At 33.6% G+C, this 17,020-nt stretch carries 14 protein-coding genes, 3 pseudogenes and 1 riboswitch; of the genes and pseudogenes, 16 read left to right on the top strand and 1 reads right to left on the bottom strand.

The window, feature by feature from the left end; genetic code table 11:
* From GON05_RS39125 to GON05_RS33285, 10 genes and pseudogenes are all read left to right on the top strand, one after another.
* A pseudogene (locus GON05_RS39125) lies at positions 1-241 on the top strand (hypothetical protein); the annotation flags it as partial.
* A gap of 328 nt (positions 242-569) precedes the next feature.
* Entirely contained in the window at positions 570-2,426 is a 1,857-nt protein-coding gene (locus GON05_RS33320; RefSeq protein WP_157325615.1) for a TniQ family protein, read from the top strand.
* Between the two features lie 320 nt (positions 2,427-2,746).
* Positions 2,747-3,238 carry an AAA family ATPase gene (locus GON05_RS33315; protein ID WP_157325613.1) on the top strand — a complete coding sequence of 164 codons (492 nt, stop codon included), beginning with the start codon at positions 2,747-2,749 and terminating at the stop codon, positions 3,236-3,238.
* A 350-nt stretch (positions 3,239-3,588) separates the two neighbouring features.
* The gene (locus tag GON05_RS33310; RefSeq protein ID WP_157325611.1) at positions 3,589-4,539 is read left to right on the top strand and encodes a TniQ family protein; all 951 of its coding nucleotides are present in this window, start codon (positions 3,589-3,591) and stop codon (positions 4,537-4,539) included.
* Between the two features lie 277 nt (positions 4,540-4,816).
* A complete protein-coding gene (locus GON05_RS33305; RefSeq protein ID WP_157325609.1) occupies positions 4,817-5,014 on the top strand; it encodes a hypothetical protein in 198 nt (65 codons plus the stop codon).
* 36 nt (positions 5,015-5,050) lie between these two features.
* Positions 5,051-5,206, top strand: a pseudogene (locus tag GON05_RS40195) (TniQ family protein); the annotation flags it as partial.
* Positions 5,207-5,368: 162 nt separating this feature from the next.
* Positions 5,369-5,641: a hypothetical protein gene (locus GON05_RS39525; protein ID WP_246239645.1), complete on the top strand. Its 273-nt coding sequence runs from the start codon at positions 5,369-5,371 to the stop codon at positions 5,639-5,641.
* A 959-nt stretch (positions 5,642-6,600) separates the two neighbouring features.
* The gene (locus GON05_RS33295) at positions 6,601-7,239 is read left to right on the top strand and encodes a TnsA endonuclease N-terminal domain-containing protein (protein WP_157325605.1); all 639 of its coding nucleotides are present in this window, start codon (positions 6,601-6,603) and stop codon (positions 7,237-7,239) included.
* A gap of 15 nt (positions 7,240-7,254) precedes the next feature.
* Positions 7,255-9,327, top strand: coding sequence for a hypothetical protein (locus GON05_RS33290; protein ID WP_157325603.1), 2,073 nt, complete (start codon positions 7,255-7,257; stop codon positions 9,325-9,327).
* On the top strand, positions 9,328-10,377 hold the full coding sequence (locus GON05_RS33285; protein WP_157325601.1) for a TniB family NTP-binding protein: 1,050 nt from the start codon (positions 9,328-9,330) through the stop codon (positions 10,375-10,377).
* A 39-nt stretch (positions 10,378-10,416) separates the two neighbouring features.
* Here the strand turns inward: GON05_RS33285 and GON05_RS33280 are convergent, their stop codons facing one another.
* Positions 10,417-10,758 carry a helix-turn-helix domain-containing protein gene (locus GON05_RS33280; protein ID WP_157325600.1) on the bottom strand — a complete coding sequence of 114 codons (342 nt, stop codon included), beginning with the start codon at positions 10,756-10,758 and terminating at the stop codon, positions 10,417-10,419.
* Between the two features lie 149 nt (positions 10,759-10,907).
* Here GON05_RS33280 and GON05_RS33275 point away from each other — a divergent pair, with 149 nt between their 5' ends.
* From GON05_RS33275 to GON05_RS33255, 6 genes and pseudogenes are all read left to right on the top strand, one after another.
* Complete coding sequence (locus GON05_RS33275) at positions 10,908-11,231, top strand: Mu transposase C-terminal domain-containing protein (protein ID WP_157325598.1); 324 nt, start codon at positions 10,908-10,910, stop codon at positions 11,229-11,231.
* Positions 11,228-11,611, top strand: a pseudogene (locus GON05_RS40190) (TniQ family protein); the annotation flags it as partial. The gene GON05_RS33275 and the pseudogene GON05_RS40190, both read left to right, overlap by 4 nt.
* Positions 11,612-11,746: 135 nt before the next feature.
* Complete coding sequence (locus GON05_RS33270; RefSeq protein ID WP_246239640.1) at positions 11,747-12,961, top strand: hypothetical protein; 1,215 nt, start codon at positions 11,747-11,749, stop codon at positions 12,959-12,961.
* Complete coding sequence (locus GON05_RS33265; RefSeq protein ID WP_157325595.1) at positions 12,962-13,786, top strand: hypothetical protein; 825 nt, start codon at positions 12,962-12,964, stop codon at positions 13,784-13,786.
* Positions 13,787-14,185: 399 nt separating this feature from the next.
* On the top strand, positions 14,186-15,277 hold the full coding sequence (locus tag GON05_RS33260) for a GerAB/ArcD/ProY family transporter (protein WP_157325594.1): 1,092 nt from the start codon (positions 14,186-14,188) through the stop codon (positions 15,275-15,277).
* Positions 15,278-15,369: 92 nt separating this feature from the next.
* Positions 15,370-16,728, top strand: a complete 1,359-nt coding sequence (locus tag GON05_RS33255; RefSeq protein ID WP_246239638.1) for a TrkH family potassium uptake protein — start codon at positions 15,370-15,372, stop codon at positions 16,726-16,728.
* Positions 16,729-16,849: 121 nt separating this feature from the next.
* Positions 16,850-16,985: riboswitch (cyclic di-AMP (ydaO/yuaA leader) on the top strand.
* Positions 16,986-17,020 lie beyond the last annotated feature (35 nt).

Raw genomic sequence — 17,020 nt, 5'->3', positions numbered from 1 at the left:
TTTTTTTTTTTTTTTTTTGTTCTTTGGCTGCAGTGAACAAAACATTACTGACTCAATCACTATAGAGTCGCCAAAGAGAGTTGAATTGAAACAGGGCCTAATTACTGTTGAAAATCATAACGATGGAATGGCGCGTCACAACTTAGAATACATCTCCAAAGACAAAGGGAAGATAGCTGTTGACCCGAATTATTATTTTAAGGAGAATGGATATAATCGCGGTGATATAATTTATTTATAAAACTCCTGTAATGGATACGAACTTACAGAGAAGTTCATAGAGGAGCACGCCTGATGGCTGCTCTTCTTTTTATTTGGCGCATTAATCTACAATACTTCGTTTTCAAAACGACAATGAATGCGATTATAAGGGATCTGATTTCAAGGATCTGATCTCCATTGGCACTATAGGGCTGATAACAGCGAACAATCTAACAAATATCATGGACTGAGATTGTATTCTAAACGCCATGGATGACGAATAAGCACTTCTCTAAAAATAAAAAGTTTACTTAATGAATCATTTGGAGATAATTTTAAAACAAACATGGAATAAGGAGGTGAGTTGTTTGTTTTTAAAACTTCCAGTCAGAAAAAAAATAATTTTCGATGAAAGTATAGATAGCTTTATCCGGCGGTTAGCGGATGCAAATCACATAGAAACTTCTAGTTTTTTTGCAATGATTGGAATCTCAAAAAACACATTTAAAGAGAGAATTAATAATAACTGTTTGCAAAGATTAAGTGAACTATCCGGTGTAGAAGTTGAGAAATTACGAAAACTTACCTTCTTAGATATATTCGAGGGGAATAATAAAGAGATAGATAATTTAGTGAAAATGAAAGGGGTTTACTTGTTAAAAGCTAAAATTTGTCCCAAATGTGTTCAAGAATACAAGTATATTCGCAAAGTATGGGCGATTGGATTATATACTGTTTGTCACATTCATAATATCTTAATGGTTGAAAAGTGCCCGAGCTGTAATGGCACATTATATTCTAACTTCGATTCAATGACTGAATGCAAATGTGGCTATAAATTAACTAAAGGTGATTCAAAAGAGATAGAATTTCGTAGCCTTGAAAAGTTCCTTTACAACAAGTTATTAGGATTTAATACAGAGATAGAATGCTTCAATAGTCTTAGTTTTAGTAATTGCTTATACATATTAATTGTATTTTCAACAATAGTTAATAAACTTTCTTTTTCTGGTACTGTAAAGTTTACTAGTGTAGAAAATAATGATATTGAAGTATTTCAAAAAGCAATGGACTTGTTTTTTAACTGGCCGCTTAATTTCATGAATTTTATAGACCTATATAATAAAACCAGTCTGGGTATAAATAGTCACCACTCGGGTGTAAATAAAGATTTTGGTTACTTATATTTAAGATTAGTTAGCAAATTAAAGTCAAAACAATTTAGTTTTATTCGATTTGAGTTTGACAACTACTTAATTAACAGATGGGAAGGAGGCTTAATACCGGCAAGCAACAAAGAGTTACGGTTAAATTCGAAATTTATTACAGGCGAAAAAGCAGCAGAGTTATTGAAAGTTAGTCATGTGACAATTGTTAGCTTAATTGAAAGACAACTACTTGTCGGAGCAGTTAATAAACGTGAAAGAAGAATGCAGGTACTCGTAGAAAAGAAAAGTGTAACAACATATCTTGCATCGATTCAAAATATGTTGTCAGCAAGTGAGGTTATTTGTTTATTAGGAATATGCAGAGATAGTATCCATAAGTTACAATCAAACGATATTATTCAAGGGGAAAAACATTTATTAAACAAGAAAGCATGGGCTTTTCAAAGAAATTCTGTTGAAGGGCTTTTAAATAACTTTGAAAAGAGAGTTCTTATGAAAGGAGAGAAACAGCCCACAGACCTTTATAATTTTTCAAGTGCATTAGATCAATTTGTTTCTACAAACTCCAGAACAATTGTTGACTTAATAAAGGCTGTGCTTGATTCGAAATTAGCAATTTATAAGATCGATGTATGTAAAGGAGATTTAAATAGTTATTATTTTAGTAAAAGGGAAACTATCGATTATTTAAACAGAACAAGAGAAGGTCTATTGAACAGGAAAGAGGTAGCAACTGCCTTAAAAACCGATGCAAATAATATTGGATATTGGATCAAATTGGGGTTTTTAGAAGGCAGTGCTGAACATTACAAAATAGTAGTTAGCACTGAGTCCATTAATAATTTTATTAGAAAATATATCGATTTGGGCGAAATTTCTAGATTGATGAAGCGTCAACCTCGTTGGGTACTGGAATATTTACAAGAAAGTGGTGTAGTTGCATTGTCAGGGAAGAAAATTGATGGGAGTGGTACTTATTTATTTAATAGGAATGAGATATTCGAGAGATTTAGAGATTTGATTGAGCCTATTCTTTCCACAGATATAACAGTTTGATTCTAATTATATCAAGACCCATCATTAGAATAAGTGATTATTATTTTAACAATGATGAAGCTTAGGTGGTTGGTAAAAATAGGATTCTTTGAATCCGTTTTTAAAAAGTATACTTTGAAAGATCCAAACCATTTAATTTTGCGTTTTTTTCCAACTGTGTTTGTAACCCTGTGTTAAGTAAAAAGCGGTCAAGTATATTTCGAATTTCTAGGCTTAACTGATAATTTTAAAAAAGTAGTCTTAATTTATAATCAGTAAGTATAACTTGCCTTAATTGAGGCGATAATTATTATTATACTAATTTTTTGGGGGATTATATAATGTTTACGGATCTTAAATTGGAATTTGAGAAGTTTCTTAATCATTCATTTGCCAATTTCATGTTTGTTGATGGGGTTAGTGGAATGGGGAAAACTTCGTTTGCTAAGGAAACCATAAATGAATTTAACAATTTACATAAAGGTGAAACTTCAGTTCTATTAACACAAGCGCCTTATATTGATAATGAAAGAGAGTTTATACGTTCATTATTAAGAGATGAATTTGTGTTTAATAAGAAAATGTCTAAAACCAATTTGAAAACAATTCTACTAACCAAATTATCAAATTGTAGGTACTTAGTAATAGATGATTCACAAAATCTATTAATTTCACGAAGGTTATTAATGAATCATTTTTGGCTCATGTCATGGCTTGTGAATGAGACAAATATCAAAGTTATGTATCTAGGTACTATTCCTTTTCAAGAATTTCTAGAAGAGTACGATACAATTTTTAGAAGAAGTGTTGTATATAATTTAAAGGCATCTTAGGAGCGCTATTGTACAGAAAAACACGAGCTGATCTTGGCATCGTGTTTTTTTGTGCTACAATTACATTTTTGCGACATTCTATCTTACAATAAGCATTATAAATGACAAATTATATTCAAAAAAGCGGCAGAACTTAATTACGAAAAGACCAATACAAGATATTAAAAAGCGACATTCCAAGTTACAATTCACATTTTTTTTGTGTGGTGTCATATTTATTGAGAAAATTTTCAAAATTTTTGATATTAGTTTTTCAAAGTTATTGAGAAATGTATAAATATGCATTAAATTGCATATAATTTGTTGTGATAACGATTATTTGGGAAATTCATTCTCTGGAGATAATTTAAATGAAGGAAAAAAGTCAGCTTCTAAATATTCCAATTCCATTTTATGACGAAAGTCTCAAAGGGCTGATTATAAGAGCATGTATGTTGAATAAGATCAAATTTCCTCTTATGTATAAATTCGCAAATCTCAGATCACAAAATGAACCTATAAATGTTAATGATATAAATGAGACTAGGCTAGAAAAGTTAGGAGAAATATTAAATATTAAAGCAGATTTGTTATCTTCTTTAACTTTTCATAATGCATTTAAAAAATGTGATATAAAAATAAAAAATTCGATTGTCTATATGGGTATGTTTAATGGTCAAACAAAAATTTGTCCTAAATGTTTAGATGAATGTGGGTATCATAGGAAACTCTGGGACTGTAAAATTTATTGTGTTTGTCCTTTTCATCGCTGCATGTTAGTTGAGAATTGTCAGAAATGCTATAGATCTATTTATACTCATCGTAGTAATATTCTTAAATGTGAATGTGGCTTTATGTACTCAGAAGCTTCGGTTAAAACTTGTGAGCACGAGGAGGTTATAGAGTTCTCAATGATGCTTCACAATAAATTATTTGATCAGAGTAGATTTATTATTTCGAAATTGTATTGCTTAGACCATAATCTTGAATTTGCTCAAGCTATATATTTAGTCATGCATTTTGTCAAAAGAATATCTCAAATTCTTTACAAAAGAAATATAAACTTTAGCTATAACTCTGATTTTAATAACTTACATCAAATTATTTTAAAAGTAATTTGTGTCTTTATTGATTTACCGAATAGTTTGCATGTACTTCTTGATGAAATATATCAACAACCGTTTAAAAAGAAATATCCATTACATACAAGCGATTTGCATTTTACAGTGATTAGAAATTTGTTAATGCCTGAATTTAAATTTATTTTAGATCCGTATCAACAGTATATTGATAAGGTAGCTTCAAAATTTGATTCTATGTAAATGAAAGTAATTAACAAGAATTTAGAAAGAACAATATTTGGTATTTTTAATGATATTAAGTTAACACACTTTTATAAATTGAAAAATATCTGGAATAACCATCTTCCTATAAAGGACGTATGGTTTTATTTGTACAATGCACTTTTAAGTAAGGCTTTGTAATTGTATCAGCGAAGTGATAGATATAATGCATTGAAATTGTAAAGAATAGTAAAATTAAAACTAAAAAGTAAGATGCAACCATCTTTGTATTAGTTAAAGAAAGGAAAAGGAAAGCATGGAAGTTAATCGATTACTAATTACTTCAAAACCATATTTTGATGAATCATTAGTCGGATTTTTAAGTCGACTTGCTTTGTTAAATAATTATTCAATCTCTTGGTTATACGGGGGATTGGGAGTAGACGTTCTAAATATGCGAAATGATTATCAACTAGGTAAAGCAGTAATTGATCAAACGAAATTAGCAAAGTAAATAGGAGGGAATGAACAATTAATAAAAGGCTTACCTTTGAATTTCGATAATATTAAAAAGAATGTAAAGCAAGCACTAGATAAATTTGCTTTAAGAATAGTTAGGAAACAGTTCTGTCCTTTATGTTTGTGCGAAAGGTTATATTATAGAAAGCATTGGGATATATCAATTTTCACAAGATGTCACATTCACAATTGTTACTTATTAAGTACTTGTACAAAATGCAACTCCAAAATCACGTTTAACAAGGTTATTTTGAATAATTGTGAATGTGGAAATAAATTATCAACGAGCTCGACGACTAATGTAGAAAATTCTGATCTGTCAAAATTATTGTTTCAGAAATTGTATCAAATGGAAACATCGAAAATTGAAAATGAGTGTTTAATTAAGTTGCAACAATTAGATATTGACTTAATTATTTTTTTGATTCTTTTTTTATCATTTAAAATTTCAAGTCAATTATATAACTTGAACTTTGCAGGTTTTCATTCTTCAATTGATTATATTTATAATGATCAAGTTATTAGTGAGGCAAGTAGTATCTTTTTAAATTGGCCCCATTCCTTCTACACTTTTTTAAATGAATTCAAGCAAAAACCTAAAAACAATCGACAAACAGGATAACAAAGGGACTTTGGGCGATTTCATTTACATATAGTAAATAAAATATCTTCTTTTCCCGAACTTAAGTTTTTTTCAGATGAGTATGAAAGATATATACAGAATATTTGGGATGGTGGAAACGGTCAAAAGGCGATAGATTCTAAAATACGTAGTAGGTTTATTAGTGCGAAAGAGGCGAGTAAATTTTTAGGAAGAAGACCTGAAAACTTTACAAATTTAATTCAAAATGGATTAGTAGAGGGGAAGATTGTGTATAGGCCAACAAAAAAATTAATATTAATTGATAAAAATTCTTTGAAAAAATATAAAAATCAACTTGATATAAAGAATGGAAAATATTAGAAAGAAAACGAATTTTTTAAAAAGCAAGGATACATTACTGTAACAGATGCTGCAGAAATATTAGAAACAACAAGAACAACCACAATAAAAATAACAAAAGAACACTCATTTCGACAAGGGAGGAGGATTTTTATATTAAAAAGTTTTATTGATAATCTCCAATGCTTAATTAAAAATAAAAGTAAAGATTATATCAATGAACCTAATCTTATTAACTTTTATCATGCACAAAGGCATTATGTTGAGATTACAAGTAAAGGATTGGTTGATTTTTTCAGTTTCTTATTTGAAACTAATATAAAAACATATATTAAGCATGAAAAAATAGGCCTTGAAAAATTATATTTAGATAAACAACAATTCTTTCAAAATCTTAAACGCTATGAGTAAAACTGGAAATAAGAAAATGATTATGAGTTTCATCAATTTCTTTTTGTTTGACCATCAAACCAATGAAACATTTGGTCTAATACTACAGATGAAGGATAATGTGGACTTCTGAACTTTCGGAATCCCTATTATTCTTTTTTTTCATTTAAAGAAAATAGTTGTTTTATTTAAAGCAAAAAGGTCAATACTTTTATCATAAATTATGAAACTAACAGAGGTGTAACCGTATGACTTACAAACCAGCACGTAATATTAATCCCAAAAGAAAAGGCTTCCGTGGGAAAGAACCATTTCTTAAAACTGGCGATATGATTCATTGGGAAAGTTTCCTTGAAAGAAACTTTATTAGATTAGCAGATTTCGATATTCAAGTTGAAGAAATTTTCTATCAGCCGGTCTGCATCCATTATTTATTAAATGGCAAGAAGCATAAGTATTTTCCGGATTTCAAATTAATTTTAAAAGATGGTCGTGTTTTCATTATTGAGGTAAAAGCTCTTCGGTTTAAGAACTCTCCATCAAATGTTATTAAGTATGAAGTTGGTCGGAAATATTGCGAAGCTCAAGGGTGGCATTACGAAGTATTCACAGAGGAAGAAATAAACCCAAGTCACTTGCAAATCAACCTTTCATTACTTCGTCATCTTGGTACTCAAGAAGTGACGGACATAATTATGGACCTTGTTTTGCAGCAATTGCAGTTAAAAACAGAAATGTACCTTTTTGAATTGAGGGAGTCTTGTGCTGAAATAGACGAAGAGAGCTTTTATAAGGCTGCCTATCAATTGATTTACCTACAAGAAATTTCAACAGATCTAGTTAATGTAAAGCTATCTGACGATTCAATTTTACGGTTTTCCAGTTGAGGAGGAGCGTAGTTCATGCTCATAGATTTCAAGTATGGTACACAATTTCGAATTGGAGCAGAAATATTTGAAGTGCTCCGACACAGAGATGATGATGTTGAATTGCTTAATATAACACAGGATACAAAGGAATTACTGCCTCTTAAAGAGATCTTGACTGCTTACAATGAGAAAAAGTTAATAATTCTACATGAAGGTAAAGATTCTGATGTAATTGAATACGGTACAAAAGATTATACGGATGCTCAAATCGATATAATGGAGAAACGGTATAAGGCGATTGAACCTATTATAGAACGAAAAATAAGGCCATCTCAGATAAAGGATTATGCTGAAAACTATCCAGAGGATTTAAAACCAAATGGCTCAATTTCTCCCGCGTCAATTTATAGATGGTTAGATTTATGGTATAAGCGTGAAAACAAATTCGATTTAATTCCTCAAACTAGAGGGCCAAAAGATCATCGAGTCTCTACAGAAGTAATGAATGAAGTGTCTCGCATTATTCTCAAATATGGACGCAAAGCGGAATACTTTACTATTAAAGACGAATATGATGTGCTGGATGCTGAAATAAAAAATATTAATTTGACCAGAGAAGTACATAAACAGCTAGAAATTATTTCAGAATCGACATATCGAAGGATACGGAAGGAAACAGTAGATACATATGAGCGCGATAAAGAACTCTTGGGGGCAAATCAAGCGGATTTGAAGCACAATGGTGTGCATTCAAATGTAAGAGCAACACGTCCACTTGAATGTATGGAATGTGACTGGACTCCAATTGACTGTTTAATCGTAGACTTTGAACTTGACGTGTTATTTCGTCCGGTCCTCATGTACGGAATAGATCAGGCAGTGGGAGAACCGATGGGATTAAATATCATCTTTAAAAAGGAGCCTAATGCTGGAGATTGGAAACAATTAATTTTACATTGTATCTTACCAAAAACTGGAATTAAAGAGCTCTACCCACGGGTTGAGAAGAATTGGACAGCTTATGGTGTCCCTCAATCCATACTTTTGGATAATGCAAAGGTGAACGACGCGAAAGAAGTAGAAGAGGTGTGTTCGGCTCTTCGTATCGGCCTTAGATATTGCGAAGTAGCATCCGGTCATCAAAAAGGTTCCGTTGAACAAGCACTAGGAAATCTAAATCACAAAGCATTTCAAGGATTAGTTGGCTCCCTTTTTTCAAATCCTTCAGAAAGAGGACAATATGATTCAGCAGCGAAAGCAGTGGTCGATATTAAAGCACTGTATCATATCGCACACATAGCAATTGTTGACATGGTCGCCAACAATTTTAATAGAGGGCAGAACATTCAAGGGGTTCCAGAGCATTTATGGGCTAAAGGTTTAAAAGAAATAAAGATCCATCCTCAATTACCTGCAAATCGTCAATATTTAGAATTACTCTTTTCTTCAAACAGTGATACACGCTCCGTCGGTCCTCGTGGAATATTACTCATGGGTCATCACTTTTTTAGCGATGAATTAAATGAACTAAGAAAGCGATTGGAACGTGAAGGTAGAAGCCGTGAAGTATTGATTCGCTTTGGCTCTGATTTAAGGGTTATTTTTGTAAAGGACGAATTCAATAAACGTTATATTGAAGCCTTTATCAAAAGTGCAGGCCTGGAACGGAAAAAGCTAGACAAGAATTACCTGATCCATGCAGAATTGCTGGAATATCTGACAAACAAGGATGGTAGTGCATATAACGACTACGATTCTTCGTTGCAAGGTAGGGCTAGACTAAACATTGAAGAAATTCAACAAGAATGCAAATTAGAATATCAAGGGATTCATAGAAGGAAAAGAAGGGAAGCGGCAGCAAATGAGACTGTAGCCAGTGCAATTAAAGGTGTACCTATCGAACAGCTACCTGGACTTGCAGAGTCTATGAATATCTCGATTCTAAATCCTGAGGAGAGTCGCGGAGGTATAAAACCATCCAAATCCGCTAATAATCAGGATGAATCTATTATTGCGCAACCTAAACCTGGTGCCTTGCATGTTGACAACATAGATCTAGATAAAATTGCAGACAGTTGGGGGAGTGGTCGAAAGGAGATAATTTAATTGGAGTTTGAACGATTAGAAGGAAAAATACCTGATTCGAAGGAATTGAAGAGACGTGTTGAGCATGTAAAACAGATTATTGTCCACCACCCAAAGTATGAATATCTACTTGAAGAATTGGAGACGATACTAGACTTGTCGGAAGGCTCAGTGAGTCCGGATGGCCTATTCATTTTTGGGCCAACCGGAGCCGGTAAAAGTACTGTGACCAAGGAATTTACGGCAAGATATCCTCATGAAATTAAAGAAACGGATGATCGAGAATACACGCATATACCAGTATTAAGGGTAGTTGTTCCTCCAAAAGCAACACCGAGAATGCTTGCATCGAAAGTGTTAGAAGATATGGGGGATCCCTTCAGCCATAAAGGATCTGAATCTGAGTTGACCAGTCGTATCCATCACTTTGTTAAGGTACTTGGGATTAAAGTAATTATTTTTGACGAGTTTCAGCATCTAATTGATGCAGATACCGAATATGTGTTAGCAACAGCATCAAACTGGATTAAAACATTTACTGAAGAAATTGGAATTGCTGTTATTCTCTGTGGAATGCCGGAATCTGTAAAAGTTTTTATTAGCAACCTCCAATTGGATCGTAGATTCTGTAACAAAGTTGCGTTAGAAGCTTTCGCATACGGTACCGTTGAGGAGATTCTAACTTTTAGGGTATTTCTTCAAAAAGTTGATAAATTGCTTCCTTTTGCTGAATTGGCAAATCTAGCCGATCCGCGATTGGCAGATAAACTGTACTTTATTTCAATGGGAATACCTTTTTATGTAATGAAGTTACTTGAGTATGCAACCTATATCACTGCTAAAGCGGGCGCTGATAAAATTACTGAATCCCATTTGGCGAAGGCGCTTATGAAAGTAAAACAAGTGGCTAGGCCATTTGTTGCAAATCCCTTTGCCGATCCTACTTTTGAATTAGAAGCAGCGCTTGCAGCAGAGAATGATGCCATGAACAAGTACAAAGAGAAACTGATGATTAAAAGGAAAAAGGGAAGAAAATCATTGAAAGCTCAAGGACCTTCGCTAAATGCATAAAAGGTTAATAAATCAAACGGCGGCCCCCCAGGCCGCCGTTTAATTTTTATCAAAAACTTCCATCAATATGTTCTTCGCTTTTTTCACTTCTTTAGGACTAATCGAAAGGAGAAGGTCAATGATTTGTTCTAGATCAGTTGATCTACCTTTTGTTTGGTTGTTTATCCTAGTATAAGAGAAGAGTTCAATTACCCCAACATTTAATGCATGTGCAATCTTTGTAAGATTAAGCACAGAAATATTAGTTTCCGCTCGTTCGACTCCCCCAATATAGGTGTAGTTCAAATTCGCCAATTCACCTAATTGCTCCTGCGACAATCCTCTTTCTTTTCGTAAGTCCCGTATCCGTTTACCAATTAATTTCAAAATTGATTCAGACATTAGCTACACCTCTAATTGAAGTGTAGTCAACTAGAATATAGATAAACACGAGAGAAAAATGGTATTTAATAATGAATACTATATATATGTATGACGAATCTATCATTTGGTAATAATATGAGTAATAGATTAATAGGAGGTGTACTAATGTGGAAAAATTAATTGATCTATTTCCACTTGAACAAGCACAGGTAACAGGGAAAGGAATTCAGTTTAAAGGTTTTATTTACTCATGCAGTATAGCAATTCGAGAACAGTGGTACGCAAAAGATTTAAGAGAAATTCCAATTTATTTTGATAACTACGACGATGATTACATTTTAGTATTACTGAAAGATGGAAGTTTAACAATCGCATACCGTATTTCAAATAGTGAAGTTGCGGATCAACAAAGTATTGAAAATTATCAAGCAATGATACGATCAATAAAAGAACAATTAAAATATCGTAAGAAAAGAAGTTGGAAAAAATGAAAAATGATAATTATGGAAAACTATTAATTCGCCCTTTTATTCAATGTAACGAAAGTTTATCAGGCTTTCTTTACCGAGTATCTTTAATGAATAATTATCGTTTTTCGTACCTAAGTAATTTTCTGCACTTATCAATTTACGAAGCTCAAAATAATGAATTCAATCAAGAGGCAATAGAGAAATTTAGTGACTTAGTATTAAGGAATAATGATTCGATTAGTGAAAAGAATGGGTATAATTTGAATAATTTCTTTGGATATGAACTGTACTCCAAAATTATCATGAAAAACAAAGTGAAATACTGTCCCTTGTGTATTAAGGAAAAATACTATCACCGTACAGTATGGTGTTTTACACCTATTCATTTATGTGTTTTTCATAACCTAATGCTTGTAGATCAATGCCCACAGTGCGAGCACTCGATTAGCATGGCAGATTTTATGAATCGAAGGTGTGAGATATGTTCGTTGAATTACGAGGATAGGGAGTCTGCTAATAACGACAACTTAATTCTTATGAAGTCTCAGCAGCAATTAATAAACTGTGTATGGGACAAAGAACGTTACGTTATACCGTATTGTAATTTTGGCCAGTATTTTAGACTAGCAAATAGTAGTTATCACTTACTTATTAATGGAAAAGATTATACCGCGATGACGACAGAAAAATTATCATTTTTTTATAATCGTTCCAAGGGTGGAAAAAGTGGATTAAAGCTAGCAAATGCATTAGCAAATGTTTATTGGATGTATTTAGATTTCCCGAGAAATTTTTATATTGTTTTGGGGGATTTCTTAAATCGTAACGAAGGAAAGCAACGGTATGAACGTCTGAAGAACTTTGAGATTATTTTCGATGATCAAGAATTTAATTGGGTTCAGAATGCCTATAATGCCTATTTTCTTAAACAAATTGACGAAGGATACGTACGGAAAGATTTCTCTGTGTTTAAAAAGAACCCAGGTTTACTAGCGGATAGATGTAAAATACGAAGAGAGGAAGTAAGGCAAGTAACAGGTATTGCCTATGAAAAACTTCATGAATTAAGTGATTATAGTGAGCTGCATATTGAAAAGAAATATTTACATGGACAACAGAGATATTTGGTCGAAAAAACGACACTTGATGATTTTTTGAAAAATAGACAGTCGCTGATATCAAAAAAAGAAGTCGGTTTGATTATTGGGTTTATCCCAGACACTGTTCAAAAAATAGCTAATGCCGGCTATTTAACACCAATAAGAGTTGCAAATTCTCCTAATGCCATGTTTCAGATTGATGAAGTAAATAAGCTGATGCAGGATTGTCTTGGAGAGTATACTGAGAACCTAGATCCCTCAATGGTTAGATTTCATAATGTGTTATCTAAGTATGCTAAATACGCTTTTACAATACTTGAGATTATTGCTTTTACATACTCTGGTCACTTAAATCCTTATCGTAACTCAGAGAGTCAGACGTTAGCCGACAATTATTATGACGAGGGGCAACTTAAGTCATGTCTGGATTTATTAAAAAGGAGAAGACAAGAAGAAAAAGGGCTTCACTTCAACGATGTGACAAAAATACTAAAGATTGGAGAAAAGAAGCTTTGGAGAATATTACGTGAACAGGACATTAAGGCGGATTTTACTTTAGTTATGAAAGACGGTAGGAAAAGGTACTATTTCAAAGAAGAGACGGTTTCGAGAATTAAAAGGTGTAAAAATCTGTTAGAAGGAATGAGTTAATTGGGCCTGGACGAATTAAAAAGATTTATTTTTGATGGTTCCTATATGGAACTTAAACAGGAAGAAGAAAGGTTGCGTTTATTAAAAAATTTAATCCGTGAAGAACAGGATAGTTTAGATCTAAAACGGATTGTTTGGGCAGAACTAGGTGTTGTTGGAGAGTTTCAAAACTCAATAGTCTATGAGTATGATCATGATGAATTAAACGCACTGCTTTATAATATAGGGATACTCCCAGTAATAACATGTATTAAAAGCAGCGATCTAACTGAGGAGGAATTAGGAAGAGTAGCACATGTCCCAGCTCATAGAAAAAGATACTTGCGGTTTACTCCAAGTAATCACTTTAAACAGTCTATGATCATCCCATTGTTCGATTTTAATGTTAACGAGTTAGATTTATTAGATAAAGTTGCAATGTGGAAAGAAAGCAATACTAAATTTGAACGATTAAATACAATATGGCAAATTGAGAAGTTAAGGGCTCTTGTTTCTCTAGAGTTAAAGACATCAAAGAAATTAACTTTTGAGTGTGGTACATTCTCATTTCTGGAAGGTTCGAAAAAATATAGAACAGATATGGTACTTGAACATTTTGATGTGAGGACAATAATTAGATGCGCAAGAGTTAACTTGGACAGGATGGATGAGATTAGATCGAGAGGCTTTCTGTCGAAGCATGAACTTGCTGGTATAAGACGAGTAGTTAATGTGCAAAGAAGATATATAATTATGACTATCAAAAAGGAGAAAATGAAAAAGGAATACTGGTGCTCTAAATTAAAACAACTATCACATCTTAGTCAAGGGGAAAATGCTGAGTGATGGAGGTGACAAAACAAATGAGTTGAATTGATTTTAAAGTTTTAAAGTTAAATGGTGTGTACTCATTCATTGAACACCTAGGAGCCTGTCACCAGTGCGCTGATTTCAGCGATTCTGGGTTAAGGGCTCCATTTGTGTTGTGGTTAATTCAATGTACCACGGAAAAATAAATTTGTAAAAATCATTTACAAATTGAATAGGGAGTGAGTGGGAAGGCTGTTCCGAGTGCAAGTCTTCAACACGATTTCGAGACTTAGTACATTCAAAATGTATGCCTTATAATAAGTTAATTATTGCATATAATTTCTACTTTGAGGAAAAATATGGATCTAAGAGGTGCCTGCGAGGAGGTTTTGAGAAATTTAGTTCTAGAAATTGGTTCGTAAGGAGGAGTCAATTATGGAGGGACAAAATCGCCAAATCACAATCATTCAAACTGCAATAATTCTAATTAGCGCAATTGTTGGGGTGGGTGTGCTAGCTCTTTCGCGTTTTGCTGTATGGGCTGCTGATTCAGGGGCGCCACTTGTAACGCTTTTTGGCTTCTTAGTTGGTCTACTAGGACTTTGGCTTACAACGAAACTAGGTATACGTTTTCCCACGCAATCTATAATTCAATATAGCGAAGGCTTAATAGGGAATTGGGTTGCTCGAATAATCAATTTGATGATAATTGTCCTTTTTTGCTTTCTAGCAGCTCTTGCTTCACGTGAGTTTGGGGAGGTCGTCGTTACTTCTGTCTTAGCGAAGACTCCGCTTGAGGTTACAGTTATCGTCATGCTGCTGCTAGCAGCTCTTTCGGCTCGCGCAGATATCACTACTTTTGCGTATTTCCATCATTTTTATTTCCCTATCATCATATTCCCTGCGTTATTGATTGTCGTGTTCTCGCTAAAAGATGCCCATCTGATCAACCTGTTACCACCATGGGGGAATGATCCTAAAAGTATCTTTAAAGGTGGGATTACGATGGCTGCCTTATTTCAAGGTTCTTTTGTCATAACAATAATAGTTCCAGCTATGAGGAGACCAGAAAAAGCTATGCTTGCAAGTTATATAGGAATTTCAATAGCTGGAGCGTTGTATCTCCTCATCGTAATTGCCACGGTTGGTGTCTTCGGGTCAGAAGAAATTAAAAAGCTTGTTTGGCCAACCTTGGAATTAGCTAAAACCACATCATTGCCTGCCAACATTTTGGAACGTCTAGATGGCGCTTTTCTAGCTGTATGGGTAACTGCTGTATTTACAACATTGCTTTCGTCTTACTATTTAGCTATTAATTTTATGAGTCAATTATTACGATTGCACGATCACAGGTTGTTTACATTTTTTCTCGTACCATTTATTTATGTTATTGCAATGTTTCCACAAAACTTGCTGCAGATGTATGCAATCATACAAATTATTGGTAAATGGGGGCTAGTCTTCACGATTGTGTATCCTTTGATTTTAATGATTGTAGCTGTTATACGTCAGAAAAAAAATATATAGGTGGCAGGCGAAATGAGATTACATTAAGTTTTAACTTGAAGGTATTTACAGTTATAATTTTTACATATTAAATTTACTTGAGGAGTATGTTGATGGATGATCAAAAGAGTAAAATGAAAGTATCGGAATTTAAGTTAACCTCTCCTAGGATTATAATAATTGGTTTTGCATTAATAATATTAATCGGTGCTGTTCTTCTTTACTTCCCTGTTTCAGCTGCGAATGGACAGCGTGTTAGTTTTTTAAACGCACTATTTACTTCCACATCAGCAGTTTGTGTAACGGGGTTAATTGTTGTTGATACACCTAATGCATTTTCAACATTTGGCGAGGTCGTCATCATGATTTTGATTCAAATTGGTGGTTTAGGATTCATGACCTTTGGCGTGTTAATGGCTATTATTATGGGGAAAAAAATTGGTTTAAAAGAGAGACTACTGATACAGCAATCAACAAATTCGTCATCGCCTCAAGGGGTCGTTAGACTCATATTGGGTATTTTTATGATCGCTTTGATAATAGAATCCTTAGGGGCATTAATACTGACTCTTCGCTGGTCGAATGACCTTGGGGCTGCACGTGCCATCTATTATGGCATTTTCCATTCCATCTCAGCTTTCAATAATGCAGGCTTTGCCTTGTGGTCCGATAGTCTAAGCAGGTATGTCGGAGATCCGACGGTGAACATCACGATCGCTTTGTTGTTTATATTGGGTGGCATCGGTTTTACAGTTGTTTTAGATGTGTATGACAAAAAAAGCTGGAGCAAACTTTCTCTTAATACAAAGGTTGTTTTGACGACTACGGTTATATTAATTGTATTAGGGGTACTAGTTATATTCTTTATCGAAATAGCTAATCCCAAAACATTTGGAAGTCTTAGCTTATCTGAGAAGTTATGGGCAAGCTTCTTTCAAGGAGTAGTACCTCGAACAGCAGGGTTTAACACAATTGATATTGCCTCAATGATGGCGGCTTCACAGTTCTTTATGATTTTTTTAATGTTCGTAGGAGCTTCTTCTGGTTCTACAGGTGGTGGAATTAAAACGAGTACCTTTGCAATATTAGTGTTAGCGGTGTTGACAATTGTTCGTGGGAGGGAAGAACTTCAGCTTTTTCAGAGAAGAATAGTTCAAGATTTGGTCCTTCGCGCGTTGGCAGTCATCATCATATCCCTATTTGTGGTGCTTAGCTCCGCATTTTTGCTTACTTTAACCGAACATAAATTACAGAAGGATTTTTTAGAAATATTGTTTGAGGTTACCTCTGCTTTTGGCACAGTAGGTATGTCAATGGGGCTGACCTATGAACTTTCTCCAATTGGGAAAATCATCATCATGATTACAATGTTCATTGGTCGATTAGGTCCATTAACTCTTGCATTTTCCTTTTCACAATCCATAAAAAAGCAGCCTTATCGATATGTTGAAGAAAAATTAATGATTGGGTGAAGCAAATCGGTTTTCATTTTTTGATATAACAAGTAAACTAACACTCCTTACTTTTTACATTAGATTTTATAGTAATGAAAATTTTCGTGTGATGTTTGACGAATACAACATTGTTGTGTAATATAAAACTACGCTTAATTTCCGGATTGATAAATTCTGGAAAGCGGGGGAACCAATTTTCTGGGGCGAATCTTCATGTAGGGAACCATCTTTCCCGAGCCCGGCAGCTAACCTCGTCAGCAGTGGATGGGTCAGTTTTTTATTATGCAAATAATTGCATTTTTGACCCGTA

The sequence above is a fragment of the Paenibacillus anseongensis genome (assembly GCF_009757995.1).
In the GTDB taxonomy this organism is placed as follows: Bacteria; Bacillota; Bacilli; order Paenibacillales; family NBRC-103111; genus Paenibacillus_E; species Paenibacillus_E chondroitinus.
Note: the sequence above shows the minus strand (reverse complement) of the source record. Positions and strands in the feature narration are given on the sequence as shown.

Coding starts and splice junctions, on each gene's coding strand:
- GON05_RS33305 (WP_157325609.1), top strand. CDS start 4,817: ATGGAAGTTAATCGATTACTAATTACTTCAAAACCATATTTTGATGAA.
- GON05_RS33310 (WP_157325611.1), top strand. CDS start 3,589: ATGAAGGAAAAAAGTCAGCTTCTAAATATTCCAATTCCATTTTATGAC.
- GON05_RS33280 (WP_157325600.1), bottom strand. CDS start 10,758: ATGTCTGAATCAATTTTGAAATTAATTGGTAAACGGATACGGGACTTA.
- GON05_RS33255 (WP_246239638.1), top strand. CDS start 15,370: ATGGATGATCAAAAGAGTAAAATGAAAGTATCGGAATTTAAGTTAACC.
- GON05_RS33260 (WP_157325594.1), top strand. CDS start 14,186: ATGGAGGGACAAAATCGCCAAATCACAATCATTCAAACTGCAATAATT.
- GON05_RS33290 (WP_157325603.1), top strand. CDS start 7,255: ATGCTCATAGATTTCAAGTATGGTACACAATTTCGAATTGGAGCAGAA.
- GON05_RS33295 (WP_157325605.1), top strand. CDS start 6,601: ATGACTTACAAACCAGCACGTAATATTAATCCCAAAAGAAAAGGCTTC.
- GON05_RS33270 (WP_246239640.1), top strand. CDS start 11,747: ATGAAGTCTCAGCAGCAATTAATAAACTGTGTATGGGACAAAGAACGT.
- GON05_RS33315 (WP_157325613.1), top strand. CDS start 2,747: ATGTTTACGGATCTTAAATTGGAATTTGAGAAGTTTCTTAATCATTCA.
- GON05_RS39525 (WP_246239645.1), top strand. CDS start 5,369: ATGGAAACATCGAAAATTGAAAATGAGTGTTTAATTAAGTTGCAACAA.